This is a genomic window from Luteimonas suaedae (assembly GCF_008312895.1).
GTDB lineage: Bacteria > Pseudomonadota > Gammaproteobacteria > Xanthomonadales > Xanthomonadaceae > Luteimonas > Luteimonas suaedae.
Genome location: NZ_VSSP01000004.1, coordinates 162,979 through 188,815 on the forward strand (window position 1 = coordinate 162,979; position 25,837 = coordinate 188,815).

General features: G+C 69.9%; 26 protein-coding genes. 19 read left to right on the plus strand and 7 right to left on the minus strand.

Translation table 11 applies throughout. The annotated features are described in order from the left end of the window. Positions 1–32: 32 nt before the first annotated feature. Complete coding sequence (locus tag FXO19_RS08460; RefSeq protein WP_187775702.1) at positions 33–2,450, minus strand: PAS domain S-box protein; 2,418 nt, start codon at positions 2,448–2,450, stop codon at positions 33–35. A 284-nt stretch (positions 2,451–2,734) separates the two neighbouring features. Beyond that, positions 2,735–3,253, minus strand: a complete 519-nt coding sequence (locus FXO19_RS08465) for an adenine phosphoribosyltransferase (RefSeq protein ID WP_149194642.1) — start codon at positions 3,251–3,253, stop codon at positions 2,735–2,737. A 429-nt stretch (positions 3,254–3,682) separates the two neighbouring features. Here FXO19_RS08465 and FXO19_RS08470 point away from each other — a divergent pair, with 429 nt between their 5' ends. After that, positions 3,683–4,087, plus strand: a complete 405-nt coding sequence (locus FXO19_RS08470; RefSeq protein WP_149194643.1) for a glycine zipper 2TM domain-containing protein — start codon at positions 3,683–3,685, stop codon at positions 4,085–4,087. A 156-nt stretch (positions 4,088–4,243) separates the two neighbouring features. Here the strand turns inward: FXO19_RS08470 and FXO19_RS08475 are convergent, their stop codons facing one another. After that, entirely contained in the window at positions 4,244–5,446 is a 1,203-nt protein-coding gene (locus tag FXO19_RS08475) for a PQQ-dependent sugar dehydrogenase (RefSeq protein ID WP_425481458.1), read from the minus strand. 100 nt (positions 5,447–5,546) lie between these two features. Here FXO19_RS08475 and FXO19_RS08480 point away from each other — a divergent pair, with 100 nt between their 5' ends. The 5 genes from FXO19_RS08480 to FXO19_RS08500 all read left to right on the plus strand — a co-directional run bounded on the left by FXO19_RS08480 (position 5,547) and on the right by FXO19_RS08500 (position 8,506). Beyond that, a complete protein-coding gene (locus FXO19_RS08480; protein WP_149194644.1) occupies positions 5,547–5,735 on the plus strand; it encodes a CPXCG motif-containing cysteine-rich protein in 189 nt (62 codons plus the stop codon). A gap of 333 nt (positions 5,736–6,068) precedes the next feature. Then, positions 6,069–6,437: an EF-hand domain-containing protein gene (locus tag FXO19_RS08485; protein ID WP_149194645.1), complete on the plus strand. Its 369-nt coding sequence runs from the start codon at positions 6,069–6,071 to the stop codon at positions 6,435–6,437. Between the two features lie 195 nt (positions 6,438–6,632). Then, on the plus strand, positions 6,633–7,400 hold the full coding sequence (locus FXO19_RS08490; protein WP_149194646.1) for an HAD family hydrolase: 768 nt from the start codon (positions 6,633–6,635) through the stop codon (positions 7,398–7,400). A 135-nt stretch (positions 7,401–7,535) separates the two neighbouring features. Next, positions 7,536–7,982, plus strand: coding sequence for a hypothetical protein (locus FXO19_RS08495; protein ID WP_149194647.1), 447 nt, complete (start codon positions 7,536–7,538; stop codon positions 7,980–7,982). A 68-nt stretch (positions 7,983–8,050) separates the two neighbouring features. Next, complete coding sequence (locus FXO19_RS08500) at positions 8,051–8,506, plus strand: hypothetical protein (RefSeq protein WP_187775703.1); 456 nt, start codon at positions 8,051–8,053, stop codon at positions 8,504–8,506. A 111-nt stretch (positions 8,507–8,617) separates the two neighbouring features. On the opposite strand, the gene FXO19_RS19225 is transcribed toward FXO19_RS08500, so the two are convergent. Continuing rightward, on the minus strand, positions 8,618–8,806 hold the full coding sequence (locus FXO19_RS19225) for a hypothetical protein (protein WP_187775704.1): 189 nt from the start codon (positions 8,804–8,806) through the stop codon (positions 8,618–8,620). Positions 8,807–8,942: 136 nt separating this feature from the next. On the opposite strand from FXO19_RS19225, the gene FXO19_RS08505 reads away from it, so the two are divergent. Both FXO19_RS08505 and FXO19_RS08510 read left to right on the plus strand, forming a co-directional pair. Beyond that, positions 8,943–9,362: a copper resistance protein NlpE N-terminal domain-containing protein gene (locus tag FXO19_RS08505; RefSeq protein WP_187775705.1), complete on the plus strand. Its 420-nt coding sequence runs from the start codon at positions 8,943–8,945 to the stop codon at positions 9,360–9,362. 62 nt (positions 9,363–9,424) lie between these two features. After that, positions 9,425–10,015: a hypothetical protein gene (locus tag FXO19_RS08510; RefSeq protein WP_149194649.1), complete on the plus strand. Its 591-nt coding sequence runs from the start codon at positions 9,425–9,427 to the stop codon at positions 10,013–10,015. Between the two features lie 25 nt (positions 10,016–10,040). On the opposite strand, the gene FXO19_RS08515 is transcribed toward FXO19_RS08510, so the two are convergent. Further along, positions 10,041–11,459, minus strand: coding sequence for an aspartyl protease family protein (locus FXO19_RS08515; protein WP_149194650.1), 1,419 nt, complete (start codon positions 11,457–11,459; stop codon positions 10,041–10,043). A 48-nt stretch (positions 11,460–11,507) separates the two neighbouring features. On the opposite strand from FXO19_RS08515, the gene FXO19_RS08520 reads away from it, so the two are divergent. From FXO19_RS08520 to FXO19_RS08545, 6 genes are all read left to right on the plus strand, one after another. After that, positions 11,508–12,029 (plus strand): DUF2975 domain-containing protein, encoded by a 522-nt coding sequence (locus FXO19_RS08520; protein ID WP_149194651.1) that lies wholly within the window; start codon positions 11,508–11,510, stop codon positions 12,027–12,029. Continuing rightward, positions 12,022–12,270: a helix-turn-helix domain-containing protein gene (locus tag FXO19_RS08525; protein WP_425481459.1), complete on the plus strand. Its 249-nt coding sequence runs from the start codon at positions 12,022–12,024 to the stop codon at positions 12,268–12,270. Before FXO19_RS08520 ends, FXO19_RS08525 begins: the two co-directional genes overlap by 8 nt. Positions 12,271–12,654: 384 nt before the next feature. Further along, positions 12,655–13,263: a transcriptional repressor LexA gene (gene lexA, locus FXO19_RS08530; RefSeq protein WP_223115464.1), complete on the plus strand. Its 609-nt coding sequence runs from the start codon at positions 12,655–12,657 to the stop codon at positions 13,261–13,263. 1 nt (position 13,264) lies between these two features. Continuing rightward, positions 13,265–13,891: a translesion DNA synthesis-associated protein ImuA gene (gene imuA, locus FXO19_RS08535; RefSeq protein WP_149194653.1), complete on the plus strand. Its 627-nt coding sequence runs from the start codon at positions 13,265–13,267 to the stop codon at positions 13,889–13,891. A gap of 7 nt (positions 13,892–13,898) precedes the next feature. Beyond that, positions 13,899–15,308, plus strand: coding sequence for a Y-family DNA polymerase (locus FXO19_RS08540; protein ID WP_149194654.1), 1,410 nt, complete (start codon positions 13,899–13,901; stop codon positions 15,306–15,308). Continuing rightward, positions 15,305–18,424: an error-prone DNA polymerase gene (locus FXO19_RS08545; RefSeq protein WP_149194655.1), complete on the plus strand. Its 3,120-nt coding sequence runs from the start codon at positions 15,305–15,307 to the stop codon at positions 18,422–18,424. The genes FXO19_RS08540 and FXO19_RS08545 overlap by 4 nt, the downstream gene beginning before the upstream one ends. Positions 18,425–18,479: 55 nt before the next feature. Here the strand turns inward: FXO19_RS08545 and FXO19_RS08550 are convergent, their stop codons facing one another. Further along, entirely contained in the window at positions 18,480–20,012 is a 1,533-nt protein-coding gene (locus FXO19_RS08550) for an FAD-dependent monooxygenase (RefSeq protein ID WP_149194656.1), read from the minus strand. Positions 20,013–20,120: 108 nt separating this feature from the next. Beyond that, the gene (locus FXO19_RS08555; protein ID WP_149194657.1) at positions 20,121–20,633 is read right to left on the minus strand and encodes a hypothetical protein; all 513 of its coding nucleotides are present in this window, start codon (positions 20,631–20,633) and stop codon (positions 20,121–20,123) included. Between the two features lie 199 nt (positions 20,634–20,832). Between FXO19_RS08555 and FXO19_RS08560 the strand changes: the two genes are divergently transcribed. The 5 genes from FXO19_RS08560 to FXO19_RS08580 all read left to right on the plus strand — a co-directional run bounded on the left by FXO19_RS08560 (position 20,833) and on the right by FXO19_RS08580 (position 25,661). After that, a complete protein-coding gene (locus FXO19_RS08560; protein WP_149194658.1) occupies positions 20,833–22,053 on the plus strand; it encodes a helix-turn-helix domain-containing protein in 1,221 nt (406 codons plus the stop codon). A 47-nt stretch (positions 22,054–22,100) separates the two neighbouring features. Further along, complete coding sequence (locus tag FXO19_RS08565) at positions 22,101–22,778, plus strand: NHL repeat-containing protein (protein ID WP_149194659.1); 678 nt, start codon at positions 22,101–22,103, stop codon at positions 22,776–22,778. Positions 22,779–22,990: 212 nt separating this feature from the next. Beyond that, positions 22,991–23,404, plus strand: coding sequence for a GFA family protein (locus tag FXO19_RS08570; RefSeq protein ID WP_149194660.1), 414 nt, complete (start codon positions 22,991–22,993; stop codon positions 23,402–23,404). A gap of 74 nt (positions 23,405–23,478) precedes the next feature. Then, positions 23,479–24,264: a DUF899 domain-containing protein gene (locus FXO19_RS08575; protein ID WP_149194661.1), complete on the plus strand. Its 786-nt coding sequence runs from the start codon at positions 23,479–23,481 to the stop codon at positions 24,262–24,264. Between the two features lie 371 nt (positions 24,265–24,635). Then, positions 24,636–25,661, plus strand: a complete 1,026-nt coding sequence (locus tag FXO19_RS08580; RefSeq protein ID WP_187775706.1) for a phytochelatin synthase family protein — start codon at positions 24,636–24,638, stop codon at positions 25,659–25,661. Positions 25,662–25,837: the final 176 nt, after the last annotated feature.

The window sequence follows — 25,837 nt, forward strand, 5'->3', positions numbered from 1 at the left end:
GGCGCCCGTCGGGCACTTGGTTGGCGTCCGGGTCAGGCGAGGTGACGCCCCCCCGGCCAGCCAGTGGCGCGGCGCTTGCCACCGCGCTTGGCGACGTAGAGCGCCTCGTCGGCCCGCTTCAGCGCTTCCCCGAGCGAGACCGCGGCGCTGTCGGCGACGTGATAGCCGACGCTGCAGGACACCGGTTCCCGCGTGCGGGCGGAATGCCGTGCGGCAGCCGCTTCGATCGCGCCTATGATCTTGTGGGCCACGCTCCGTGCCGCATCGTCGTCGGTGACATGAAGTGCGATCACCGCGAATTCGTCGCCGCCCATGCGCCCGACGACATCGTCGGCGCGCAGCGTCTCGGAGAGTCCGACGGCAATGTCGCGCAGCAGGTCGTCGCCGGCGGCATGACCGAGCTCGTCGTTGATTGCCTTGAAGCCGTCGAGGTCGATGAAGAACACGCCGATCGCATGATGCAGGTCCGCCGCCAGCTGCCAGTGGTAGTGGCCGTGGGCCTCGAAGCCCGAGCGGTTGAGCAGGCCGGTCAGGGCGTCGCGCTCGGCGCGGTCGGCGAGTTCGCGCTGCCGCGTGCGGTCCAGGGTCACGTCGCGCAGCATCACGTGGATGCCGTCGACCCGGCCACCGTGGTCGTGCTGAGGGATGAAGATCGCGTGCCAGGTGCGCAGGATCGCGCCGTGCGGGTCCTCGAACTCGATGCTGTACTCCTTGCCGGCCATGGCGCGAGCGAGGCCCTCGACGAAGTACGGCGTCGCCGGCTGCTGGATGAGATCGACGATTGGCTTGCCGATCATCTGTTCCTGCGGACGCCCGAGCTCGTGCGACCAGCCGCGGTTGACGAACTCCACCCGGCCCTCGCGGTCGAGGAACATCAGCAGCAGCGGCAGCGCATCCGCCAGCGTCGCCAGGCGCCGGTCGCCACGCCTGCGCGCCGCCTGTGCGTTGCGTTCGCCGGTGACGTCCTGCAGGGTGCCGACGAAGCCGGTGAGGTCACCGTCGACCATCATCGGCGCGGCATGCATCCGGCACCAGACGACGCGGCCATCCGCGTGCAGGAAGCGCTGTTCGCCGATGAATCGTTCTTCCTTGCGGGCGATGGCCTGGGCCCACTCGGCCATCGTGCGCTCGCGGTCGCCGGGGTGGAGCGCCTGCGCCCAGCCGTCGCCGAGCGCCTGCGCCTGCGGCACGCCGCAGATCTGCTCGTAGGTGCGGTTGACATACGTGCAGTGACCGTTCGCGTCGGCGCGGAACAGGCCCATCGGTGCCGAATCGTTCACCGCCTCCAGTTCCGCGCTCTTGGTGCGCAGCTGCTTCTCGGTCCGCAGCTGGTCGGTCACGTCCTGGGCATAGCCCAGCACGATCGTCGCCTCGCCCGCGCGCCGATGCAGCCGGTTGTGGTACATCCAGGTGCGTACCTGGCCACTGCAGTGCAGGGGCGTGATCAGGCCGCGGTCCTCGCCTCGTTCGCGGATGCGGACGAGATACGCGCGGAAGCTCCCATGGGCGGCCGGCGGCAGGAAGTCCGACAGCGGATGTCCGATCATCCGGCTCGCATCGCGGCCCAGCGCGTCGGCGGCGGCGGGATTGAGCGCCAGCAGCACGCCGTCCAGGTCGTGCGCGCAGATGCAGCCGAGGCTCTGCTCGAAGACGTCGCGATAGCGGCGCTCGCTTTCCTCCAGTCGCTGCTGCGCCTGGCGCTGCTCGGTCACGTCGTGCACGATCGCGATCCGGCAGCGACGGCCATGAAAGAGGATGGGCTCGGAATGCACGCGCACCGGCACGATGCGGCCGTCGGCGAGCACATGCCGCCAGTCGCGGCCATTGAAGCCATCGTGCCGCCCCGACTGCAGCACCGCGATGAAATCGGCGCGCTCCTGCTCGGGGCGGATATCGAGCGCGGTCCGTGCCAGGAATGCGGATCGCTCGTAGCCGTAGAACGCCAGTGCGGCATCGTTCACGGCGACGAAGGCGAAGCTCTCCTCGTCGTAGACGAGGACCGGCAGCGGGTTACGGTCGAACAGCGCCTGCAGTTCCTGCCGGGCCTGGCGTGCATCGTTCTCGAGACGCTGCCGGGCGCAGGCGTAGCGCAGCGCGCGCTCGAGCGTGCCCGTCTTCACCTCGCTCTTGTGCAGGTAGTCCTGGGCGCCGGCGGCAATGGCGCGCTCGCCGATCGCCGGGTCGTCTTGTCCGGTCAGTACGATCACCGGCAGGTCCGGGTGACGCGCCACGATACTCTCCACCCCCTGCAGGCCGTTGCAGTCAGGCAGTCCGAGATCGAGCAGCACCGCATCGTAGTGGCTGCCGGCGAGCATGTGCGAGGCGCCCGCCAGGGTGGAGGCGAGGTCGACCCGCCGCGGTGTATCCGTCGCCCGCTCGAGCAACGCGGCATACAGCAGTGCGTCGCCCCTCGTGTCCTCGACCAGGAGTAGGGTCTGTGCAGGCTTCATCCGGGCAGAATAGTCGAAGCTCCGGAGCCGTGCCGTGGCGGCGATACGGCTTCCGGGGCATGGATCCGGGCGCGCGGGTGGCCCGGCACGGCGCTGCGGCCGCATGCCGGCCCGCATTGCCGGCCGCTCCGCCGCCGCCCGCGTATCGGCCTGGGCTGGTCACTCGACCGTTCTGAGTGGGAGGCGCCGGAAGTGCGGAGCCTGGGTTTGAGGTGAGGGTACGGTGAAGTCGAGAGGCTGCGTGCCTTGATCGGCTGGATGCGCGAGTGGCGTCCCCGACGCGCTCAGAGATCGGCAGCCGCCAGCAGCGGCGTCGCTTCCCGCCAGCGCGTACGCGCCTGCAACGCCCGCAGCTCGACCAGGACCGCGGCGCCCGCGACCGCCGCGCCCTGGTGCCGCAGCAGCGACAGCGCGGCCTGCAGCGTGCCGCCGGTGGCGAGGACATCGTCGACGATCAGCACCCGTGCTTCGGGCGCGAGCGCATCGGCGTGCATTTCCAGACGGTCGCTGCCGTATTCGAGCGCATAGTCCTGCGCAAGCGTCGCTGCCGGCAGCTTGCCCGGTTTGCGTATCGGTACGAACCCGGTCCCGAGTGCCTGCGCCATCGCTGCGCCGAGGATGAAGCCACGCGATTCGATGCCGGCCACCGCGTCCAGTCCTGCACCGCGCCATGGCGCGATCATCTCGGCGACCGCGGCGGCGAACGCGCCGGCATCGGCCAGTGCCGGAGTGATGTCCTTGAACACGATCCCGGGACGCGGAAAATCGGGAATGTCGCGGACCAGGCGTCGCCAGTCGGCCATCGCAAGCTCATCGTCGTGGTGGGAGCCGGCATGTTACCCGTCGGCTTGGCGCCGATGCGCGATCGTTGATCCGTTCCGTCGATGAGCGGTGAGTGGTGCGCGGTTGCCGGGACGTGTGCACGAACAGTGGCCGCCGCAGCAGTGCGCGCCTGCCGCCTCCCTCGCCGGGCATGGCGCATCGATGCATCCGGGTGGTGAGGGTCGAGCGTGCTGGCGCGGTCGCAGGGCAGGCGTAGCAGGCGAATGGATGATGATTCAGCGCGCGTCCAGTTTTCCGGGCCGACGCGGATCGCGAACGCTGGCAGTCCCGCGGACGTTCCGCGTCCGTCGCTTCGAATTGTCCCCGCCGTCGGTAGCTCGCGTTTCACCGCGCATTTGCATGCCCGGTGCGAGCATTACGCATGCCATGCCAGCGTGGAGGACAGTGCCATGAAAGTGATTCGAACACTCGTCTGCCTGGGCGTCGTCTCGTTCGCCGCCACGGGTGCCATACAGGCGCAGACCACCGCGCAGCCGGCGCAAACCGCACCGCAGGCCGAAGTCTACGGTCCGGAGGACGATGGCCGCCGCTTCGCCGACGGCAGCCGCGTCGTCTGCGAGGACGTGGAAGTGCAGCGCAACAGCACCGATCCCAATCGGGTCGGCGGCACGGCCGCGGGTGCCGTGATCGGCGGCCTCGTCGGCAACCAGGTCGGCAGCGGCGATGGACGCAAGCTCGCCACGGTGGGCGGCGCGGTCGCCGGCGGCGCGATCGGCCGCAAGGTCCAGGGCGACCGGCAGGAAGCTACCGGTGATCGTGTCGTTGAAACGCAGTGCCGGCGCGTCTGGCGCTGAGACGTGATCGATTTGGTTCCCGCCGATGAGCATTGCGGTGGGCCAAGGCCCACCCTATGCGGGTCATAGGGTGGGCCGCACCATGATCGTCCGACGTGCCGCGCCTGAACTTGTTCCCTTCAGGCGGCGCACACTTCGGCTCCCGCAACCGCTGCGTCAGGCACCCGCGTCCGCGTCGGCCGTTCCGGCCCCTGGTGGCGTCAGCCGCATCAGCCGCCCTTCACTGCCGCGGCTGCCATCTTCCAGCAACCAGAGGGCGCCGTCGGGGCCCTGCTCCACCTCGCGGATGCGCGTGCCCATGTCGAAGCGCTCGGCTTCGCGCGCGCTGTCACCGTCGAAGGCGATCCGTACCAGCGATTGCGACGACAGTCCGCCGATGAAGCCGTTGCCCTGCCAATCCGGAAACTGCCCACCGTCGTAGATGATGAAGCCCGCGGGCGAGATCACCGGGGTCCAGCTGATGACCGGCGCGCGGTAGTCGGGATTGGTGCTGTGGTCCGGGATCGGGTTGCCGTCGTAGTGTTCGCCGTCGGAGACGATCGGATAGCCGTAGTTGACGCCCTTCTCCACAAGATTGAGTTCGTCGCCGCCCTTCGGGCCCATCTCCGGTGCCCACAGCCGGCCGTCGGCGTCGAAGGCGATGCCGAGCGGATTGCGGTGGCCGAGCGACCAGACCTGCGCGGCCACGCCGCCCTGGTCGGCGAACGGGTTGTCGGCCGGCACGCTGCCGTCGTCGTTGAGGCGGATGACCTTGCCGAGACTGGCCTGCATGTCCTGCGCCGGGTCGAACTTCTGCCGGTCGCCGGAGGTGATCCACAGCATGCCGTCGCGATCGAAGGCGATGCGATGGCCGTAGTGGCCTTGGCCGGAGACCTTGGGCGCCTGGCGCCAGATCACCTCGACGTTCTCCAGCGCGCCGCCGCCGCTGCCGTCGAGCGCCAGCCTCGCACGTGCGACCGCCGCGCCGGCGCCGCCGTCGCCGGCTTCGGCATAGCTGATGTAGACCGTATCGTTGTCGGCGAAGCGCGGATGCAGCACCACGTCGCCGAAACCGCCCTGGCCGCCGTACGCGACTTGGGGGACGCCGCCGATCTCGCCGTGCGTGTCGCGCTCGGGATCGTACAGCTTCAGGGTGCCGGCCTTCTCGGTCACCAGCAGGCGACCGTCGGGCAGGAACGTCATGGCCCAAGGCTCGGCGAACCGCGCCACTTTCTCGACGGCGAACGGCCGTCCATCGGCCGCCGTCGTTTGCATCGCCGCGCTCGGCTCCGCCGGCGTCGGGGACGATGCAGTGGTATCGCCGTTGCAGGCGGCCAGCAGGATGGTCGCGCAGGCGGTGGCGAGCAGGTGCTTGATCACGGGAAGATCTCCGACGGGGCTGAACGGGGGAGGGTACGATAGCCGGGGTCGGCGCGCATCATCGCGCTGACGTACCTGGCCATGCCATTGGAGGTTCCGGATGTTGCCTGCACGCGAGATCCGCTGTCCGTATTGCGGCGAACCGGTCGAGCTGCAGATCGACGATTCCGCCGGCGACCAGGACTACATTGAAGACTGCCACGTCTGCTGCCGGCCGATCGAGGTTGCGGTGCGCATCGGATTCGACGGCGCAATCGAGGTGCAAACGCGTGCCGACGACGCGGTCTGATCTGCGCCGGCGGCGCGGGAGGATGTGAACGTTGTGTTGCATTCATGCGCAATCGCCGCATCGAGCCATTGCCGCGACCGCCCGCATGCATGCGTAAGTTCCCGAGTCCCGGGACTTTCCGCTCGGATGCGTTTGTTCGGCCGTAGCGGGCCTAACGAAAAAAGCGACCGCATTGGTTAACGATCTGTTTTGCGCGTCTTTGTACAGGCGTTGACATTCATTGATGCGCGGCCAATCTGCGAATCGTGCGAAGCGCATGCGGCTCGGCCGACAGATGGATCGGCATACCTGGCGAATCGCTTCCACGTTTTGGCTACCCAACTGGAGATTCTGATGAACAACAATGCACGTAAGCCCCTGGCTGGACTGATCGCTCTCGCCGCCGCCGTCGCGATGCCGCTGGCGTTCGCGCAGGAAGCCGAGCCGATGACGCAGGATCCGACCACGACGCAGGATCCGACCACCCAGGGTCCGCCGACCGAGCAGGCGGCGCCGGCCCAGCCCGCCCAGGGCGAGGTGACCTGGGCCGACCTGGACGCGGACGGTGACGGCAACCTGAGCCAGGACGAAGCCAGCGCGCATCCGGCGCTGAGCACGGTGTTCGCCCAGGCCGATACCGATGGCGATGGCCAGCTGACGCCGGACGAGTACCGCAACTTCGCCGCATCGCAGGGCGCCACGCCTCCGGGCGGCGGCCAGTAGGTGGCCTGACTTGATTCGCGCCTGACGCGGATCCATCGGAATCCGACGCCGACGACGACGGCGCGGAACGAAACGACGGGGGCGGCCGCAGGGCCGCCCCCATTTTGTTGTCTGTGACTCCCGGAGCAGCGATCTAGGCACGCTTTGCACGTTTGCGCCTGACGGAGAAAGCGCGCGCTCCTATAGAATGCCGCGATGGCAACTGCAGCGGACGATGGCATCCGGCTGGTCGGCTTCGACGGCGACGACACGCTGTGGCGCAGCGAGGACTACTTCGATGACGCGCAGCGCCGGTTCGAGGCGATCGTCGGTGCTTACGTCGATCTCGACGACAGCCGTGCACGCGAGCACCTATATGCGGTGGAGAAGGGCAACCTGGCGTTGTTCGGCTACGGCGTGAAGGGCATGGCGCTGTCGATGATCGAGGCTGCCGTCGACATCACCGGCGCCCGCATCGGCGCCGGCGACCTGCACCGCATCGTGCAACTGGCCAAGGAGATGCTGCAGCATCCGGTGGAGTTGCTGCCCGGCATCCGCGAGGCGGTCGAGGCGATCGCCGCCGAACACCCGATCGTGCTGATCACCAAGGGCGACCTGTTCCACCAGGAGAACAAGGTGCGGCGCTCGGGCTTGGCCGATCTGTTCGGCCGCATCGAGATCGTCAGCGAGAAGGATCCGGCCACCTACGCGCGCGTGCTCGGCGAGTTCGACATCGCGCCGCCGCAGTTCGTCATGGTCGGCAATTCGCTGCGTTCGGACATCGCACCGGTGCTGCAGCTCGGCGGCTGGGCGGTGCACATGCCTTATCACCTGACCTGGGCGCACGAGCGCGAAGCCGGTCCGGTGGACGGTGAGCGGCGGTTGCACACCGTCGCCACGCCACAGGAACTGCCTGCCGCTGTGCGGCAGATCGTAAAAATGGCTGAAATCGTTTGCAGCCCGACGTCCAGCCGCGTCGCATGAATCGCGTCTTTACGTCGTCGTCACGGTAGCGTTCGAAACGGCGCAGTTGCGGGGCGGTTCACCTGTCCTGCCGCATGGTGTTTGCGGATCCGGCGCAGCCTCCGCCGGGCGACAGACAGACGCAAGGAGAAGACGATGAGCACGAGCAACCTGTCCCGCTGGGTCGCTTCGGTTGCGCTGGCGACCGGCCTGGGCGTGATGACGCTGGTCCCCACGCCCGCACGTGCCGACGACGACCTGGTCCGGGTGATCGTCGACGTTGCCGACGTGGTGCTGCGTGGGAGCACGCCTTACTACCGCCACGGCAGCTATGACTATGACGACCGGCTGATCGTGTCCCGTGACCGCTACGGCCGCCCGGTCTATTACCGCCAGGTGCCCCGTTATCACCAGTCCGGTCGCTATCGTCCGGGCCCCCCGGCGCACGCTCCGGCGCATGGTTATCGTGCCAAGCATGGCAGCTACGGCAATGCCAGGTGCGACCGCAAGGGCCGCTGTCAGGTGCAGTACTACGATCCGCGCTACGATCGTGACTACCGCGATGATCGGCGCCATGCGTACCGGGATCGCCGCTGGCGCTGATCACGAATCTGGACCGTTCCACCTGCCGCACGCCGCGATGCGGAAGGTTGCATCCACTGGAGGGTGACATGAAAAAGCCGCGTTTCCGCTTCCGCCCGGCCGTCTTCGCGGTTGCCGCATGGGTGCTGGCGGCGATGTCCGCGCCAGTGGCGGCGGCCGGTCCGCTCGAATGCCGGCTCAACTTCAGCATGTCGGGCTGGTCGGCGTTCTACAAGACCGCCGACGGCACCGGCACCGTCACCTGCAACAACGGCCAGAGCCTGCCGGTGCGCATCAGCGCCAGGGGCGGCGGGCTCAGCTTCGGCAAGACCCGGATCGACAACGGCACCGGGCGTTTTTCCGGCGTCGCCAACATCCGTGACGTGATTGGCGGCTATGCCACCGCCGAGGCGCACGCGGGTGCGGCGAAATCCGCCAAGGCGCAGGTGGTGACCAAGGGTTCGATCTCGCTGGCGCTGGCCGGGACCGGCGAAGGCTGGGATCTCGGGATCGCGTTCGGCAGCTTCGTGATTTCCGAGCGTTGAGCGTCGCCATGCGGTGGGCCAAGGCCCACCCTATGCCGGTGCTCACGATACGGTGGGTCGAAGCCCACCCCATACTCGATGTTCGCGATAGGGTGGGCCTTGGCCCACCGCCTAATCGCCGGCGCGGTGGCGGGTATCCTCGACCGCCGGTGCCGTCTGCAGGCTGCCTTCCACGCCGTCGCCGATCTGCAAGGTGAACCAGCGCAGGGCGACGGCGTAGACGCCCAGCAGCACGGCGGCAATGCAAAGACCGACCAGCCAGCGACGCAGGCGATGGCGGGGCTTGGTGGACGTATTCATCGGCCGTTCCTCCCACAAATCGACGACCTTGTTCCGGGAAAGGCGATTGACGCGATCCCGTGAGGACAGCGTGGACGGGACCAGGTGTGCGTGGCGTGTAGGCGACGCCGGCCGCGCGCTGCGGCACAATCGCGGCATGCGCAGCGTGCTTCCCGTGCTGGTGCTGCTCGGTAGCGTGTCGCTGGCCGGCTGCGAACGCGCGCCGGCGCCGGATCCGCAGGCGCAGGGCGGGTACCTGGAATGGCGGGGCGTCTCGTCCTGCGCCGACTGCGAGGGCATCGACACGGTCCTGTTGCTGCAGCGGCAGGACGAAGTGCGCAGCTACCGGCTCGTCGAAACCTATCGAGTCGCGGGGAGCGGCGAGCGCTTCGTCGAGGCCGGGCAATGGCAGGCCGAGGGCGCGCTAATCCGCATGCAGGGCGACGGCGGCAGCCTGCGGGTCTATGGCGTGCTGCCGGACGGCCGCCTGCAGGTCCGGAACGATGCCGGCCGTCGCCTGTCACGCGGCACCGGCCGTCATGCGCTGGAACCGGTCGTCGCCCACGACGGTCAATGACAGGGCCACTGATCGCCCCATCGCGCCCGTAGACTCCGGGCGCCGTATCACGGAGAACATCGATGTACATCCGCAACCGGCTACGCGCCTTCGTATTCGCCCTCGCGCTGCCGCTGGCCGCCACCGCCGCGGCGCAGGATTTCGCCTACGACTGGGATCCGCGCAGCGGCGACGCCTGGGTCGACGGGCACCTGGGCGACATCAACGACTACGGTCGCCGCCACCGCGAGCCCTTCATCGACGAGCTGGTCCGCTATCGTGACGCGCCCCGTGACCTCGTGGCCGACCTGCTTGCCGAGCGCGGCTGGGCCCCGGGCGACGTCTACTACGCCTGCTCCCTGGCCCAGATCCTCGGCCGGCCCTGCCGGCGCGTGGTGGAGGAGTGGGAACGCAGCCATGGCGAGGGTTGGGAAGCGCTGGCGCAGCGGCTTGGTGTCGCTCCCGGTTCTCCGGAATTCCAGCGCCTCAAGCATGGGTTCGTTCCCAGCTACCAGCGCTGGGGACGGCCGCTGGTGCTGGACGACGAGCTGCGCAAGGCGTTCCCCGAGCACGGCAAGGTGAGCGCTGGAGGCGTTGGCGAAGAACCCGGGTCCGGTGCAGAAACGCCCGACGAGCCCCGGGCGGCAAAAACCGCCGGGAACGACGCTTCCTGATCGATCCGGCTGCGCACGCGCCGGTTCAATCCGCGACGTCGGAGATCGGTGATGGCGCGTCGACGGCCGCCGGCGCGCTCGCTGCATCGACCGGTGCACCGAGTTCGAAACGCATTCGCGTGAAATCGATCGTGAAGGAGGCGAACGCGCCGAGGACATCGCCGCCGAGAATGCCCATGTTCCGGGTCTCGACGTCGGCCGAGTCGGCGATCGCGACGGCGAGCCCCGGCAGCCGCGTTTCCCGGCCGTCCAGGCGCACCTGCACGTCCGGCCAGGTGGCGATGCGCCGCTCCGTGGTGCCGCCGGCGCCGCCGACCCGTTGACGTTCCTGCGGCAGTCCCTGCAGCAGCGAGGCATGCCGCTGCGCGAAGCGCGACGACAGCGAAGAGTGCGGAGCGCCCGTGTCCAGGTGCAACGGCACGGCGATGCCGTTGACCGAGACGTCGACATACAGGTCGCTGCCGACGACACGCAGGTTTCCGGGAAGATCGCCGGGCAGGTCGTCGGCGTCGGCGACGGGCTCCGGCGTCAGGCGGCCGTCGGCATCGAAGCGGATGCGGCGCAGCGCGCGCATCACCGGGAAGCCGAGGATCGCGTCGATCCGGTAGCCGCCGGGCACGGGCATTTCCAGCTGCGCATCGTCGAGCACTAGGAACACCACGTTCGCCAGCGTCAACCCGGCGAACTCCAGCCGCTCGGCGACTCCCAGCCGGGTGGCGACCGCTTGGCGGCTGCCGCTGCCGACGCTGGCCTCGCCCTCCAGCAGGCGCAAGCCGAGCCGGCGCGCGGTGGAGGCCGAGACCACCGACAGGTTGGCACCGGTGTCGAGCACCGCCTCCTGGTCGGTGCCGTTGACCGCCATCGTCGCGCGCTGCAGGCCGACCTTGTCGCGGCGGGTCGCGACCGTCTCCGGCGCGAACGCCAGCACCGCCTGCGGCGCGACCGCCGCGAGCTGCGTGGCGATGCCGTGGAACTGGGCGACATCGGCCGCGCGGCCGTCGGGATCGCCGTGCGCGGCGAGCAGCGCCTGCCAGGCGCCGGTGGCGTCCGCGGCGCGCGCATAGTCGCCGGCGGCGAAACCGGCGTCGGCGGCGATCGACCAGGCGATGCGCAGGTGTCGCGGATCGGCGTCCCGGGCGGAGAAGAACGGCGCCAGGGCGCGTAATGCGGCGGCGTCCTGCAGCCGCGAAGCGGCGATCCGGGCCTGGGCCAGCGTGGCCAGTTGCGGATCGGCGATCCGCGGCAGGGCAACTTCGAGCGCGAACACCTCGCCCTTGCGGGCGTCCGCGAGCAAGGCTTCGGCCTGCGCCGCGGGCAGCGGCGGCGCGTCCCCGGCCTGCGCCATGGCCATCGGCTCGAGCGCGAGCAGCAGACAGAGGAACAGCGGCACGCCATGGCGCCGGAAGCGCGGCAGGGGGCTTGTGGAGCAGGGAGGGGCAGGCATACTGAAGCTCGTTCTGCATGAATAAATTATCGTAATACAGAAATAAATATGAATTCAACAGAAACTCACGCCAAGCTCTATCGCGCCGCCCGCCGGCTGCGCCTGGCGGCCTGGGCCGGGGCCGTGCTGTGCCTGGCCGTGACCCTGCTGGCGGTCTTCGCCCCGCAGGCCGGACCCCGGGGCCTGCTCGTCGCCGTCCTCGACACCGATGGCCTGCCGCACGCCTGGGCAGCGGCGATCGCGCTGGTCGTGGCGGGCCTGGTGGCCGGCGCCCTGTTCGAGCTGGCGCGGATGCTGGGCCGGGTCGGGCATGGAGCGCTGTTCGCGCCGGCGGCGACGCGGCACTTCCGCCGTTTCGCGCTGCTGCTGGTGCTGGCCGCCTTGCTGCGGCTGCTGCTGCCGGCGCTGGCCGTGGTGGCGCTGGCGGCGATGGGCGAGTCCATGACGGTGACGCTGTCGTTCTCCGGCGGCGACCTGCTGGCGCTGTTCGTGGCGGTGGTGTTCTTCTTCGTGGCACGGCTGTTCGACGAAGCCGCGCGCCTCGAAGAAGACAGCCGCGCGATTGTCTGAGGGCTGGGTTGTGGCGATCGTGGTCCGTCTCGACGTGATGCTGGCGCTGCGCAAGGTGCGCTCCAAGGACCTGGCCGCCCACGTCGGCATCACCGAATCCAACCTGTCCCTGCTCAAGTCCGGCAAGGTCCGCGGGATCCGCTTCGAGACCCTGGGCCGGATCTGCGAGTACCTCGACTGCCAGCCGGGCGACCTGCTGGCCTGGGAGCCGGAGGCGCCGGACGCGCCGGACGCGGGCTGAACCGGCAACCTTCGTAGGAGCAGCCCATGGCCGCGATGCCGCGGGAGGCTCCAGCGGCATCGGCGGCGATTCCGGGCGCTCCGGCCGCGGCGGCATCGCGCGCATGGCACGCTCCTACGAATCCGGCCACCTTCGTAGGAGCGGCCCACGGCCGCGATGCCGCGGGAGGCTCCGGCGGCATCGGCGGCGATTCCGGGCGCGTCCGACCGCGGCGGCATCGCGCGCGTAGCACGCTCCTACAGCAAACGTTTGCCGCGGCGAGGGAGTCCATGCCATGACGGTGGGCGGTTGGGAAGCGCGGGATCCGGCTGCGGCAAGGCGTTGGCCAATGGATGACTGACGGAACTTGGCCTGCCGGGGTGCGATGGAGTACAAATGTACTCCATGGAATCCCTGAGCCCCCGCCGTGCCGCGATCCTGGCCCTGATCCGCGACCGGGTCGCCGCGCACGGCCAACCGCCGACCCTGGCCGAGATCGCCGCCGCCTGTGGCCTGGCCTCGCGCGGGGCCGCGCGCAAGCACGTGCAGGCGCTGGCCGCGGCCGGGCTGATCGAGGTCACCGCCGGGCAGGCGCGCGGCATCCGCCCGGCCGGGCTGCGCGCACGCGCCGACCTGCTGCGGCTGCCGGTACTGGGCCGGGTGGCGGCCGGCGCGCCGATCGGCGCCGATACCGGGCTGGCGGACACGCTCACCCTCGATGCGCGGCTGTTCGCGCAGGCGCCGGACTACCTGCTGCGGGTGCAGGGCGACTCGATGATCGACGACGGCATCCTCGACGGCGACCTGGTCGGGGTGCGCCGCGGCAGCGATGCGCGCGATGGCCAGACCGTGGTGGCGCGACTGGACGGCGAGCTGACGATCAAGCGGCTGGCGCTCGGCGCCGATGCCATCCGCCTGCTGCCACGCAATCCGGCCTACGCGCCGATCGTGGTGCGGCCGGACCAGGAGTTCGCGATCGAGGGCGTGTTCTGCGGCCTGGTCCGGCGCGGCTGAGATGGGCGCGGTGGTCGCCCTCGACGCGCTGCTGCACGAGCGCCGGATCTGGAAGGGCCGTCCGGCGCCGGCGCCGGCCAGCGCGCAGCCGACCGGGCATGCCGCGCTGGATGCGGCCTTGCCCACCGGCGGCTGGCCGGAGTCGGCGCTGAGCGAACTGCTGATCGCGGCCGACGGCATCGGCGAGCTGCGGCTGCTGTGGCCGGCGCTGGCGCGGCTGTCGCAGGCCGGCGAACGCATCGTGCTGGTGGCGCCGCCGTACCTGCCGTTCGCCGCCGCCTGGCAGGCGGCGGGCGTCGATCTGCGGCAATTGCACGTGGTGCAGGCGCCGCGATCGCGCGACGCGCTGTGGGCGGTCGAGCAGTGCCTGCGCTCGGGCAGCTGCGGCGCGGTGCTGTGCTGGCCGCAGGACGCCGACGACCGTGCGCTGCGGCGGCTGCAGGTGGCGGCGGAAACCGGCAAGACGCTGGCCTTCGCCACTCGGCCGCTGTCGGCGGCGCGCAATCCGTCGCCGGCGCCGCTGCGGATCGCGCTCGATGCGCAGCCGGCGCAGCTGCGGGTGCTCAAGTGCCGCGGCGGGCTGGCGCCGACGCGGCCGCTGCCGTTCCCCGCGGCGGCGGACCGGTGAGGGCGGCATGCGCTGGGCCTGCATCCTGCTGCCGCAACTGGCGCTCGACGGCGTCTTGCGCCGCCGCGTCGATCGCGATGCGCCGCTGGCGCTGGTCGCCGGCACGGCGCAGCGCCGGGTGCTGCACGCGGTCAATCCGGCCGCGCGCGCGCTCGGCCTGAAGCCGGGGCTGACGCTGACCGCGGCACAGGCGCTGGCCGGCGCCGTCGAAACCGTCGAACACGACCCGGAGGACAGCATGCGCTGGCAGCGTTTCCTCGCCGCCTGGGCCTACCGCTTCAGCTCCCAGGTCAGCCTGCGCTACCCGCATGCGCTGATCGTCGAGATCGGCGCCAGTCTCGGCCTGTTCGGGCCCTGGCCGCGGCTGGAGGCGCGGCTGCGCGAGGAGCTCACCGCGCTCGGTTTCCACCACCGCATCGTGGCCGCGCCCAATCCCGCCGCCGCGCGCGCGCTGGTCAACGCCCATGACGGCCTGGCGATTCCCGACGGGGACGGCATGCGTCGCGCGCTGGCGCAGCTGCCGGTGGCGCGCGCCGGCTTCGCGACGGAGGTCGCCACCGCCTTCGAACGCATGGGCCTGCGGCGGCTGGCGCAGGTGCAGGCGCTGCCGCGCGCGAGCCTGGTGCGGCGCTTCCCGGCCGCGGTGCTGCAGCATCTGGACACGCTGTCCGGCGATCGTCCGCAGCCGCTGGAATGGTACCGGCCGCCGGACCGCTTCGATGCGCGCATCGAACTCGGGTTCGAGGTGGAGTCGCACCAGGCGCTGCTGTTCCCGCTGCGGCGCCTGAGCGCGGACCTGGCCGCGTACCTCGCCGGCCGCGACGGCGGAGTGCAACGCTTCGAGCTTCGCCTGGAACATGAGGACGCGGCCGACAGCGTGGTGAGCGTAGGCCTGCTCGGTACCGAGCGTGAGCCGGCGCTGCTGTTCGACGTCGCGCGCACGCGGCTGGAACGCACCGGCGTGCCGGCGCCCGTACGCGGGCTGCGGTTGATCGCGCGCGAGCTGCCGTCGTTCGCGCCCGCGCACCATGAACTGTTCGACGAACGCCCGCAGCAGTCGATGCCGTGGGAACAATTGCGTGAACGCCTGCGCGCGCGGCTCGGCGACGAGGCCGTGCACGGCCTGCGAGTGCATCACGACCACCGCCCCGAACAGGCCTGGCGCGGCGAGAGCGCGACGCAGCCCGCCGACGCCGATGCGCCGCCGCGGCCGGGCTGGCTGCTGCCGCGGCCGATCCCGCTGCGCGGCGGCATGCCGGAACTGCTGGCCGGTCCGGAGCGGATCGAGAGCGGCTGGTGGGACGGCGACGTGCGCCGCGACTACTACCGCGTGGCGACCCGCCAGGGCCAGCACGCCTGGGTATACGCGGCGCCGGGCGAGCACGGGCACTTCATGCTGCACGGGTGGTTCGCATGAGCGCCGTGCCCGACTACGCCGAGCTGCACTGCCTGTCGAACTTCAGCTTCCAGCGCGGCGCATCGAGTGCGCCGGAACTGTTCGCGCGCGCGCGCCAGCAGGGCTACCGGGCGCTGGCGATCACCGACGAATGTTCGCTGTCCGGGATCGTGCGCGCCTGGCAGGCGGCGCAGGCGGTCGGCCTGCCGCTGATCGTCGGCAGCGAACTGCGCATCGCCGACGGCCCGGCCTGCGTGCTGCTGGTCGAAACCCTGCAAGGCTACCGCACCCTGTGCCGGCTGATCACCGACGCCCGGCGCCGCGCCGACAAGGGCACGTACCGGCTGCTGCGCAAGGACTTCGCCGGCGGCACCGACGGACTGCTGGCGCTGTGGCTGCCGGACGCGTCCGCCGACGAATCGCACGGGCGCTGGCTGCAGGCGCTGTTCCCGCAGCGCACCTGGCTGGCGGTGGAACTGCATCGCGGACCGGACGATGCCGCGCGCCTGGCCCGGCTGCAGGCGCTGGCGCAGCGGCTCGGCATGCCGACGGTGGCCGCCGGCGACGTGCACATGCACGCGCGCGGCCGCCGTGCGCTGCAGGACACCATGACCGCGATCCGCCACCACGTGACCGTGGCCGAGGCCGGGCGACGGCTGTTCCCGAACGGCGAGCGCCACCTGCGCCCGCGGCACGTGCTGGCGGAGCTGTATCCCCCGGCGCTGCTGGCCGAGACGCTGCGCATCGCCGCGCGCTGCAGCTTCGATCTCGGCGAGCTGAAACCACACTACCAGTACCCGCACGAGCTGGTGCCGGCCGGGTACGACGCCGGCAGCTGGCTGCGCACGCTGGCGCTGCAGGGCCTCGAGCGACGCGTGGCCGAGGGCGCGCTGAAGGACGTGGAGAAAGTGGACGCGGTGCGCGAGCAGATCGGCAAGGAGCTGGCGCTGATCGCCTACAAGCGCTACGAGAACTACTTCCTCACCGTGCACGACATCGTCCGTTTCGCGCGCAGTCGCGGCATCCTCTGCCAGGGCCGCGGCTCGGCGGCGAACTCGGCGGTGTGCTTCGCGCTCGGCATCACCGAGGTCGACCCCTCGCGCCAGCGGCTGCTGTTCGAGCGCTTCATCTCCGCCGACCGCGACGAGCCGCCGGACATCGACGTCGACTTCGAGCACGAGCGCCGCGAGGAGGTGATCCAGTACGTGTTCGGGCACTACGGCCGCCACCGCGCGGCGCTGGCGGCGGTGGTGATCAGCTATCGCGGCGCCGGCGCGGTGCGCGACGTCGCCCGCGCGCTCGGGATGCCGCAGGACCAGATCGACGCGCTGGCGCGCGCGTTCGGCCGCTGGAGCGTGGAGCTGCCACCGGACGCGCATCTGCGCGAGCGCGGCTTCGATCCGGACAGTCCGCTGCTGCGGCAGGTGCTGGCGCTGACCGCGCAGCTGATCGGGTTCCCGCGGCACCTGTCGCAGCATCCCGGCGGCTTCGTGATCTCCGAGCACCCGCTGCACACCCTGGTGCCGGTGGAGAACGCGGCGATGGAAGACCGTACCGTGATCCAGTGGGACAAGGACGACCTGGACGCGGTCGGCCTGCTCAAGGTCGACGTGCTGGCGCTCGGCATGCTCACCGCGCTGCGTCGCTGCTTCGATCTGCTGCGCCGGCACGACGGTCCGGCGCTGACGCTGGCGACGATCCCGCCGGAGGACGAAGACACCTACGACATGATCTCGCGCGCCGACACCATCGGCGTGTTCCAGATCGAGTCGCGCGCGCAGATGGCGATGCTGCCGCGGTTGCGTCCGGCCAAATTCTACGACCTGGTGATCCAGGTGGCGATCGTGCGGCCGGGACCGATTCAGGGCGACATGGTGCATCCGTACCTGCGCCGCCGCTGCGGCGATGAGAAGGTGACCTATCCCTCCGCGGCGTTGGAGGACGTGCTGGTGCGCACCCTCGGCGTGCCGCTGTTCCAGGAGCAGGTGATGGAGATCGCCATCGTCGCCGCGGGCTACTCGGCGGGCGAGGCCGACGGCCTGCGCCGGGCGATGGCGGCGTGGAAACGCCATGGCGGGCTGGAGCCGCATCGCAAACGGCTGACCGAGGGCATGCTCGCGCGCGATTACACGCCCGAGTTCGCCGCACGCATCTTCGAGCAGATCAAGGGCTTCGGCAGCTACGGCTTTCCCGAGTCGCACGCGGCCAGCTTCGCGCTGCTGGCCTACGCCAGTTCCTGGCTCAAGTGCCACCACCCGGCCGAGTTCGCCTGCGCGATGGTCAACAGCTGGCCGATGGGCTTCTACAGCCCCGACCAGATCCTGCAGGACGCGCGCCGGCACGGCGTCGGCGTGCGCCCGGTCGACGTGCGCCACAGCGATTGGGACTGTTCGCTAGAGCGCCTGGATGACGCGCTGCCGGACCGGCCGTTCGCGATCCGCATGGGCATGCGCCTGGTGCGCGGCCTGTGCGAGGACGACGCGGTGCGCATCGCGGCCGCCCGCGCGCAGCGGCCGTTCGCCGACGTCGCCGACCTGTGCGAACGCGCCGATCTCGACCAGCGCGCCCGCACATTGCTGGCCGATGCCGGCGCCCTGCGCGGCCTGGCCGGACACCGCCACCGCGCGCGCTGGGCGATCGCCGGCGTGGAAGCGCAGCGGCCGCTGTTCGGCGCCGATGTCTCCGCGCCGGAGCAGGCGATCGTGCTGCCGCCGCCCGACGTCGCCGCCGACATGTCCGCCGACTACGCCAGCACCGGCACCACGCTCGGCCCGCATCCGTTGCGGCTGCTGCGCGCGCAGCTGCGCGCACGCCGCTGCCGCAGCTCGCGCGACCTGGCCGCGCTGCCGCACGGGCGCAGCGTCACCGTCGCCGGCCTGGTCACCCTGCGCCAGCGCCCGCAGACCGCCAGCGGCGTCACCTTCATGACGCTGGAGGACGAGCACGGCATGGTCAACGTCGTCGTCCGCAAGGACATCGCCGAAGCGCAGTGGCGCGCCTACCTGGAGTCGCGCCTGCTGCAGGTCGAGGGCCGGCTGCAGGCGGTGGCCGGCGTGCGCCACCTGGTGGCCCGCCGCCTGCACGACCTCACCTCGCTGCTGCAGGGCCTGGACGTGCGCAGCCGCGATTTCCATTGAGCGCCGGGCGCATCAACGGCCGCCTGCTTGAAGAAAGGGCCGCCGCCTCCGTCCTTCAGGCCTGGGTGCCGAGCGCGCGGTGCACGGACGCACCCAGGCCGTCGGCCGTATTCCGCGCCAGCGCGACATGCCGGTCCGGCCGTACGACGATCCAGCCGTCCCGGCCCCCGAGCAGCTTCCGCAGCAATCCCGATCCGTCGTGGTAACCGCCCCGGCCGATCCGGATCACCCGCTCGAGCGGCAACGCGGTGCCGGCATCCCGATGCTCCGCGACATCGAGGATCGCCGGCCCGTTCGGCAGCAGATCATAAAGCCGGACGTGCGTCGCCTCGTGCGAGCGCAGCAACGGGTTGGGGAGCCGCACTCCCGCGGCCCGTTCGCGGCTGTCCAGCAGCGGCGAGTCCTGGTAGCCAAGATCGATCATCGTTGCGCGGCGGAGCATCCTCCTGCGGACCGGCGGGATCGCCAGACACAGCCGCAGGAGGACGAAGGCGGCGGCGCGCACCACGGCCGGCGCCTGCAGGAACACCTTGGTGAGGACATCGGCGTAGCCGGAGACACTTTCCACCACGACGTCCCGGCGCTCGATGTCATAGGCGTCGAGCAGCCGCCCGGCATCACCGCCGTCAAGCACCGCGGCGAGCTTCCAGGCGAGATTGTGGGCATCCTGGATGCCGGCATTCATGCCCAGTGCGCCGGCTGGACTGTGGACATGCGCGGCGTCTCCCGCCAGCAGGACGCGGTCGACGCGGAACCGGGGCGCCGATCGCAGGTGGATGCGGAACCGGTTCGCCCATTCGATCCGGCAGCCGCCGCCGCCAAGCGTCTCGGCGACGCGCGCTTCGATCTCGTCGTCCGGCACGCTGTCGTCCTTTTCCGGATCTCCGCGCTCGAGCCGGATGATTCGCCAGAGCCCATCGCTCAGCCGCAGCGCCGCGGTGACGCCGCCACGGCTGTTGTGGATGCGAGGCCAGGGGAGCTGGTCTCGTTCGTCGGTGATCCGCACGTCGGCGAGCATCGGTCGAATGGCGTAGGTGAAGCCTTCGAACGGCAGGCCGAGCGCGTCACGGACGAAGCTGTCGGCACCGTCGCAACCGACGACGAATGCCGCGTCGAGCGAATATTCCGGTCCGTTCCGGCGGCAGCTCAACGTCGCGCCGTCCCTGTCCTGCCGGAGTCGCACCGCCTCGGTATCGAAGCGGAGGTCGCACAGGCCGGTCTCGCGCACGGCCTCGAGCAGCAGCCTCTCCGTCTCGGACTGTTCCAGCACCAGCAGACCGGGACGATCGGCTTCCCGGTCGAGCTCGGACATGTCGATGCTGGCCAGGGGACGTCGTCCCGCCGCTGCGGCGTTCAACGTCAGCGTGCGCCGCAGTACGCCTGCTTCGAGAAAACGGTCTTCGACGCCCCATTGCCGGAACACCTCGCGCGTCCGCTGCTGGATCGCTGGCGCCTTGGATCTCTCGCTCGTGCGGTGGTGGCGTTCGACCAGGACCGAGCGTACGCCGTGCACCGCAAGCCCGAGCGCCATCGACAGGCCGACCGGGCCGGCCCCGACGATCGCGATTGGCGCGTGCACGTGTGCCATTGCGAAATCCGTATGCGGTCAGCAGCCGCGATCAGCGCGGTCAGGGCTGAGGATGCCGGGCCGATGGCCCTGAAGCGAGTCTCGCGGCCATCGGGTCGGGCACCGGCCTCAACGCCACGGCAGGGCGCGTTCCGCCCGCTCCCTGGGAACGGCGCAGACGGCGAGCAGGACCGCCGCGGCGCCGAGCACGAACCCGGCCGCGAGCGAGCGGCCGTCCACGCGCTCGGCGGCGTTGCCCACGCGCTCCTTGAGCCAGACCCAGTCCAGCCTCATCGGATGCTCGAGATACCACTCCGGCCGCTCGTGCACCACGTCGTCGAGATAGGCGAGAGGGGCCCGCCAGGAGAACGCCACGTCGTAGTCCCCGGGTGGTAGCAGGCTGAGCACCTGGTCATCCGGGTCGAAATGGATCGTGAACTCGCCGAGGATCTCGTCCGGATCCTCGCCCTGGATGAGGGTGCGGAAATTGGCGCCGCCCAGCAGGGCCCGGTTCACCCGCTTGGCCTGCCGATACCAGAACTTGTCCTTGTTCTCCGCCATCGCGCGGTTGCAGAGCGCGACATAGTCCGAAAGCAGCTGTTCCAGGGGGCCATCGCGGCGGCTTCTGGTCGAAGCATTCATGGGCTTCTCCCTTCGGTGGGTGTCGAGCTGACGTTGCCGTCGTGATCGTCGTGCGAACGATCCGCGTGCAGCGGGTGGACCCGTGCAGGGGGCAACGTCGACGGGCACGAGTTTGACCGCAACAGTGTCGATGGGAAGTGACAGGTCCGTGCCGGGAAAACAACGAGCGCGGGCTTGCGCGCCCGGGTAGCCTGTCGCCATGGATTCCCTGATCGCCGCCTCCGCACGCGCACTGGCCGCCGGCGACGCGCTTGGCGCCCTCCAGCGGGTCGCGCTGCGCGACGACCCGCCGGCACTCGCCCTGCGCGGCATTGCCATGGCACAGCTCGGCGACTACCCGCGCGCGCGCGAACTCCTGCGCCGCGCCGCCCGCGGCTTCGGCGCCCGCGAGGAGCTGGCGCGGGCGCGCTGCGTCGTGGCCGAGGCCGAGGTGGCGCTGGCCATGCGCGACCTCGGCGGCTCGCCGCGTTCACTGGCGGCCGCGGCGGCGACGCTCGAAGCGCGCGGCGACCACGCCAACGCGTTGCACGCGCGGCTGGTCGCGGTACATCGGTTGCTGCTGCTGGGCCGCATCGAAGAAGCCGGTGCCGCGTTGTCGCGCCTCGACGCGCGCGGTCTGCCGCCGGCGCTGACGGCGGTGGCGGGACTGGCCGCGGCCGAGGTCGCGCTGCGCTCGCTGCGCACGAAGCCGGCGCGAGCGGCGCTGGACCGCGCGCACGAAGCTGCCGAGCGTGCAGGTATACCCGCATTGCTGGCCGAGGTGGTCGAAGCACGTACTGCGCTAGACCGTCCCGCCGCGCGCCACATCCACGCCGGGCACGAACGGCCGTTACGCCTGGACGAGATCGAAACGCTGCTCGCTGCCGGCACCTTGATCGTCGACGCCTGCCGTCGCGGCCTGCGCACGGGCGATGCGTGGTTCCCGCTGGTGCGCAGACCGGTTCTGTTCGCGCTGGTGCGCGCATTGGCGGAAGGCTGGCCTGGTGACGTCGACCGCGACGCGCTGATCATGCGCGCCTTCCGCAGCCGCCATCCCGACGAGACGCATCGCGTACGCCTGCGCGTGGAGATTGGCCGACTGCGCAAGCTCGTCGCGCCGCTGGCCGGCATCGAAGCCACCGTACGCGGCTTCGCACTGGTGCCGCGCGTGCGGCGGGGCGTCGTCGTCCTGGTGCCGCCGATCGACGGCGAGCAGGCGTCGTTGCAAGCGTTGCTGGCCGATGGCGCCGCCTGGTCCACGTCGGCGCTGGCATTGGCGCTGGGGGCCAGCCAGCGCACCGTGCAGCGCGCACTGGTCGAACTGGAGGCCGCCGGACGGGTGCGTTCGAACGGGCGGGCGCGGGCGCAACGCTGGCTGGCGCCGCCGCTGACGGGATTCACGACGATCTTGTTACTCCCTACTGCGTTCTCGCCCGAGTAGATTGGCCCCCGCAGCGCCGCTCCGAGGCGCATCAAGGAGGCCAAGCCATGAATCGCAACCCGAGCACAGGCAAATCCCAGATACCGGTGCATGCGGCCGAGATCGTCCGCGAGTACGGTCCGTTCGCAGGCGCCGATCGCGTGGGTGGCGTCACTCACGACGGCCGCCACGTCTGGGCCGCCACCGGCGACAAGCTGGTCGCCTTCGATCCCGAGAGCGGCGAGCCGGCACGCACGTTGGCTTGCACCGGCGACGCCGGTACGGCCTTCGATGGCACCTATCTCTATCAGATCGCCGAGACACGCATCGACAAGATCGATCCCGCCACTGGCGACGTGATCAAGTCGATTCCGGCACCCGGCAGCGGTGGCGATTCGGGGCTTGCCTGGGCCGAGGGCAGTCTATGGGTGGGCCAGTACCGCGATCGCAAGATCCACCAGGTCGATCCGGAGTCCGGTGCCGTCATCCGCTCCATCGAATCCAACCGCTTCGTCACCGGCGTGACCTGGGTCGACGGCGAGTTGTGGCACGGGACGTGGGAGGACGACGAGAGCGAAATCCGTCGAATTGATCCGGAGAGCGGTGCCGTGCTGGACCGGCTGCAGATGCCGCAAGGCGCCGGCGTCAGCGGGCTCGAATCCGATGGCGCAGACCTTTTCTATTGCGGCGGCGGCGGGACTGGAAAGGTCCGTGCCGTGCGACGTCCAAAACGACTCGCCTCCTGATTGCACACGGCCCGGCCGCCGCCGGACCGGCGGCCGGGGATCCCAAGTGGTCGCTGTACGCGCTGCACATCGGCGTGACGCAAGCGCATGAATCGCCACGGCGGCGCGCAGGAAATCCATTGCAGCAGACGATCTCGGCCGGCGCATGCCAAGCATTGGCAGCAAGGCTGACGCGATTTTTGTCTCGCAGCACTTATGACAGGAGAGAGGGCATGAGCGAAATTTATGCCGGTGGATGCGCCTGCGGGGCGATCCGTTATGCGATTTCTGGCAAACCCCTGTTCGAGAATCACTGCCAGTGCCGCGACTGTCAGCGGAAAAGCGGCGCCGGGCACGGATCGTATCTGACCTTCCCACGCACCGGTGTGGAACTCCAGGGCGAAGCGATGCATTGGGGCATCGTTGGCGATAGCGGCAACGTGAAGACTCGCGCCTTCTGCCCCGTCTGCGGTTCGCCGATATACATGACGTATGCGGCCATGCCCGATGTTTTCACCGTGCACGCTGCGAGCCTCGACGATCCCGGCCGATTCAAACCGCAAGCCGTGACGTACGGCGTGCGTGGGTACGCGTGGGATTACCTCGATCCAGCCCTGCAGAAATTCGACAAGATGCCGTCGGCATGAAATGCCGCCTGACCTCGCAGGCCGGCGCGAATCAAGCGAGCCCCCCCATGAATACCATCGTTGAGGAGAGCATCATGAACACCCTCGTTGCCGAATCGAACACTGCTCATCATCCGGTTGTGTCCAAGGACCGATGGCTGGACGAACGCAGGAAGCTGCTGGCGCGCGAAAAGGAGCTGACGCACCTGCACGACCAGGTCGCGCGCGAGCGCCGTGCGCTGCCGTGGGTACGCGTCGACAAGAACTATGTCTTCGATACGCTCGCGGGACCGCGCACGCTCGCCGACCTGTTCGAAGGGCGCCGCCAGTTGCTGGTGCAGCATTTCATGTTCGCGCCGGGCTGGGAGCAGGGCTGCAAGAGCTGCTCCTACATGGCCGACCACAACGACGGCGCCAACCCGCATCTGTCGCAGCGCGATGTCACGTTCCTGGCCGTTTCGCGCGCGCCGCTGGCCGACATCGAGCGCTTCCGCCAGCGCATGGGCTGGAAGTTCAAGTGGGTATCCTCGCACGGCACCGACTTCAACCACGACTTCGGCGTCAACTTCACCCAGGACGAGATGTCCACGGGCGAGGTCCGCTACAACTACGTCACGCAATCCTTCCCGCTTGAAGAGGCGCCCGGAATCAGCGTGTTCTACCGGGACGATATGGGCGAGGTCTTCCACACCTACTCGCGCTACGGACGCGGCGTGGAAGTGATGATGCACGCATATGCCCTGCTGGACCTCACGCCAAAGGGCCGCGACGAGGACGACCTGGACTACTCGATGGCATGGGTGCGGCACCACGACCGCTACGCGCCGGAAGTGCCGGCGAAGGCGGCCGCCGCCGCCGCGTGCTGCCGAGCGCGGGCCTGAGCCTGCCGCGTTCGCCGTGCTCCGGTCCCGATGGCTGCGACGGCCCTGAATAGGAGCGGCATCCGCGGTCGTGCGTTGACCAGATAGGCGTGACCCCGCTATCACGCAGCCGGCACCACCCAGGTGCCATCTTGGATGTGCGGGCAATCGGGTCCTGCGGCCGCAGGTTCCGGACTCCGCAACGAGATCGTTACGGCTCAGCGAGCGGAGATCGCCGATGAGGCCCAGGCCGACAACAGAAGTCGATCCGCGCAACGCGGCATCCGCCTCTCCGCATCGGCCGGATGTGCCGCGTCGCACGCGGCAGAAGCGGCTGTGATGTCGGTTCTCGCTCCTGGACCAGGTGGCTCTCAGCGCACGCGTGGAACACCATGAAGCGCCTTCTTTCGATCTGCGGGGTCGCGCTTTCCATCGTTCTGCTCGTGGCCAGCTTGACGATCTGGAACAGGTATTTTCGTGTCCCGCCGGTCGACCTTCTGCCGCTTCCGGACAATCTGATCACGCTCGAATCCCCTGCCGGTCGAGAACTGCTCGCCGAGAGCGAATTCACCGCCGACTACGAACCCCTCGCTGCGAATTTCGTGCCGCAGTCGCGGCGGGCGTTCTGCGGTGCCGCCAGTTCCGTGATCGTCCTGAATGCGCTGGAAAGCCCGGGCGCGCCTTTGGATCAATCCTCGTTCTTCAGCGATTCCGCCAGGAGGATCAAGGATCCTCTCCGGGTCAGCCTGTGGGGAATGTCGCTGGGGCAGCTCGGCAAATTCCTGCGCGCCCACGGCGTCGAAGCCACGGTGATCTACGCCTCCGATATCGATGTCGAACGCTTCCGCGCGATTGCGCGAAGCAACCTGATGACGAGCGAAGACTTCGTGCTGGTGAACTACCAGCGCGCGATGCTGGGGCAGGTCGAGATGGGCCACATCTCTCCGCTTGCCGCCTATCACGCCGAAACCGATCGTTTTCTCATCCTGGACGTGGCGGCCCACAAGTATCCGCCGGTCTGGGTCTCCACCGACGCGCTCTGGGACGCAATGCGTGCCCCCTTGGGAGAGTCTTCGCCGCGGACGCGTGGTTTCGTCGTCGTCCGGGACGGGGCGTCCAGGCAGCCGGCATCGCTCTCCCTCATCCGGCCGGCCACGGTGCGGGACGACTGCGTGTCGTGCCGGTGGCGTCGCCGCGATGCCGGTGCCGTTGCAGTGCTTCGGTTTCGGTTTGACGCGCGCCTGGCGCCTGTCCCGGCCGTCCGGATGGCAGCTGCGGCCAGCGGCATCGGCGCCGCGTTTCATGGCAACGACTCGGACGGCGGGCAGCGACCGTCGGCTTTTCAACCGGCCCGGGGGGCGCCATGCCGGTGCAAGCCGGCGAGGAACGGACAATCGCGTATGGCTCCGTCAACGTGATGATCGCGATGGCGCTCATCTCGGCCCCGTCGCCGCGCGCGCGGCCTTGCTCCGCTTCAGCGGCGATTCGTCAAGATAGATCCGCGTTCGGGCGTCACCTTCGATGTCGACGGGCTGGATGCGGCACCGAGCCGGGAGGACATCGAGCTGCAGGGGCTGGACGTGCGGAGCCGGGA

Excerpts from the sequence above, each read along its gene's own strand:
- FXO19_RS08580 (WP_187775706.1), top strand. The coding sequence starts at position 24,636 with ATGAAGCGCCTTCTTTCGATCTGCGGGGTCGCGCTTTCCATCGTTCTG.
- FXO19_RS08460 (WP_187775702.1), bottom strand. The coding sequence starts at position 2,450 with ATGAAGCCTGCACAGACCCTACTCCTGGTCGAGGACACGAGGGGCGAC.
- FXO19_RS08485 (WP_149194645.1), top strand. The coding sequence starts at position 6,069 with ATGAACAACAATGCACGTAAGCCCCTGGCTGGACTGATCGCTCTCGCC.
- FXO19_RS08470 (WP_149194643.1), top strand. The coding sequence starts at position 3,683 with ATGAAAGTGATTCGAACACTCGTCTGCCTGGGCGTCGTCTCGTTCGCC.
- FXO19_RS08495 (WP_149194647.1), top strand. The coding sequence starts at position 7,536 with ATGAGCACGAGCAACCTGTCCCGCTGGGTCGCTTCGGTTGCGCTGGCG.
- FXO19_RS08555 (WP_149194657.1), bottom strand. The coding sequence starts at position 20,633 with ATGAATGCTTCGACCAGAAGCCGCCGCGATGGCCCCCTGGAACAGCTG.
- FXO19_RS08560 (WP_149194658.1), top strand. The coding sequence starts at position 20,833 with ATGGATTCCCTGATCGCCGCCTCCGCACGCGCACTGGCCGCCGGCGAC.
- FXO19_RS08515 (WP_149194650.1), bottom strand. The coding sequence starts at position 11,459 with ATGCCTGCCCCTCCCTGCTCCACAAGCCCCCTGCCGCGCTTCCGGCGC.
- FXO19_RS08540 (WP_149194654.1), top strand. The coding sequence starts at position 13,899 with ATGCGCTGGGCCTGCATCCTGCTGCCGCAACTGGCGCTCGACGGCGTC.
- FXO19_RS08520 (WP_149194651.1), top strand. The coding sequence starts at position 11,508 with ATGAATTCAACAGAAACTCACGCCAAGCTCTATCGCGCCGCCCGCCGG.
- FXO19_RS08550 (WP_149194656.1), bottom strand. The coding sequence starts at position 20,012 with ATGGCACACGTGCACGCGCCAATCGCGATCGTCGGGGCCGGCCCGGTC.
- FXO19_RS08465 (WP_149194642.1), bottom strand. The coding sequence starts at position 3,253 with ATGGCCGACTGGCGACGCCTGGTCCGCGACATTCCCGATTTTCCGCGT.
- FXO19_RS08545 (WP_149194655.1), top strand. The coding sequence starts at position 15,305 with ATGAGCGCCGTGCCCGACTACGCCGAGCTGCACTGCCTGTCGAACTTC.
- FXO19_RS08490 (WP_149194646.1), top strand. The coding sequence starts at position 6,633 with ATGGCAACTGCAGCGGACGATGGCATCCGGCTGGTCGGCTTCGACGGC.
- FXO19_RS08480 (WP_149194644.1), top strand. The coding sequence starts at position 5,547 with ATGTTGCCTGCACGCGAGATCCGCTGTCCGTATTGCGGCGAACCGGTC.
- FXO19_RS08575 (WP_149194661.1), top strand. The coding sequence starts at position 23,479 with ATGAACACCCTCGTTGCCGAATCGAACACTGCTCATCATCCGGTTGTG.
- FXO19_RS08570 (WP_149194660.1), top strand. The coding sequence starts at position 22,991 with ATGAGCGAAATTTATGCCGGTGGATGCGCCTGCGGGGCGATCCGTTAT.
- FXO19_RS08510 (WP_149194649.1), top strand. The coding sequence starts at position 9,425 with ATGTACATCCGCAACCGGCTACGCGCCTTCGTATTCGCCCTCGCGCTG.
- FXO19_RS08565 (WP_149194659.1), top strand. The coding sequence starts at position 22,101 with ATGAATCGCAACCCGAGCACAGGCAAATCCCAGATACCGGTGCATGCG.
- FXO19_RS08505 (WP_187775705.1), top strand. The coding sequence starts at position 8,943 with ATGCGCAGCGTGCTTCCCGTGCTGGTGCTGCTCGGTAGCGTGTCGCTG.
- lexA (WP_223115464.1), top strand. The coding sequence starts at position 12,655 with ATGGAATCCCTGAGCCCCCGCCGTGCCGCGATCCTGGCCCTGATCCGC.
- FXO19_RS19225 (WP_187775704.1), bottom strand. The coding sequence starts at position 8,806 with ATGAATACGTCCACCAAGCCCCGCCATCGCCTGCGTCGCTGGCTGGTC.
- FXO19_RS08500 (WP_187775703.1), top strand. The coding sequence starts at position 8,051 with ATGAAAAAGCCGCGTTTCCGCTTCCGCCCGGCCGTCTTCGCGGTTGCC.
- imuA (WP_149194653.1), top strand. The coding sequence starts at position 13,265 with ATGGGCGCGGTGGTCGCCCTCGACGCGCTGCTGCACGAGCGCCGGATC.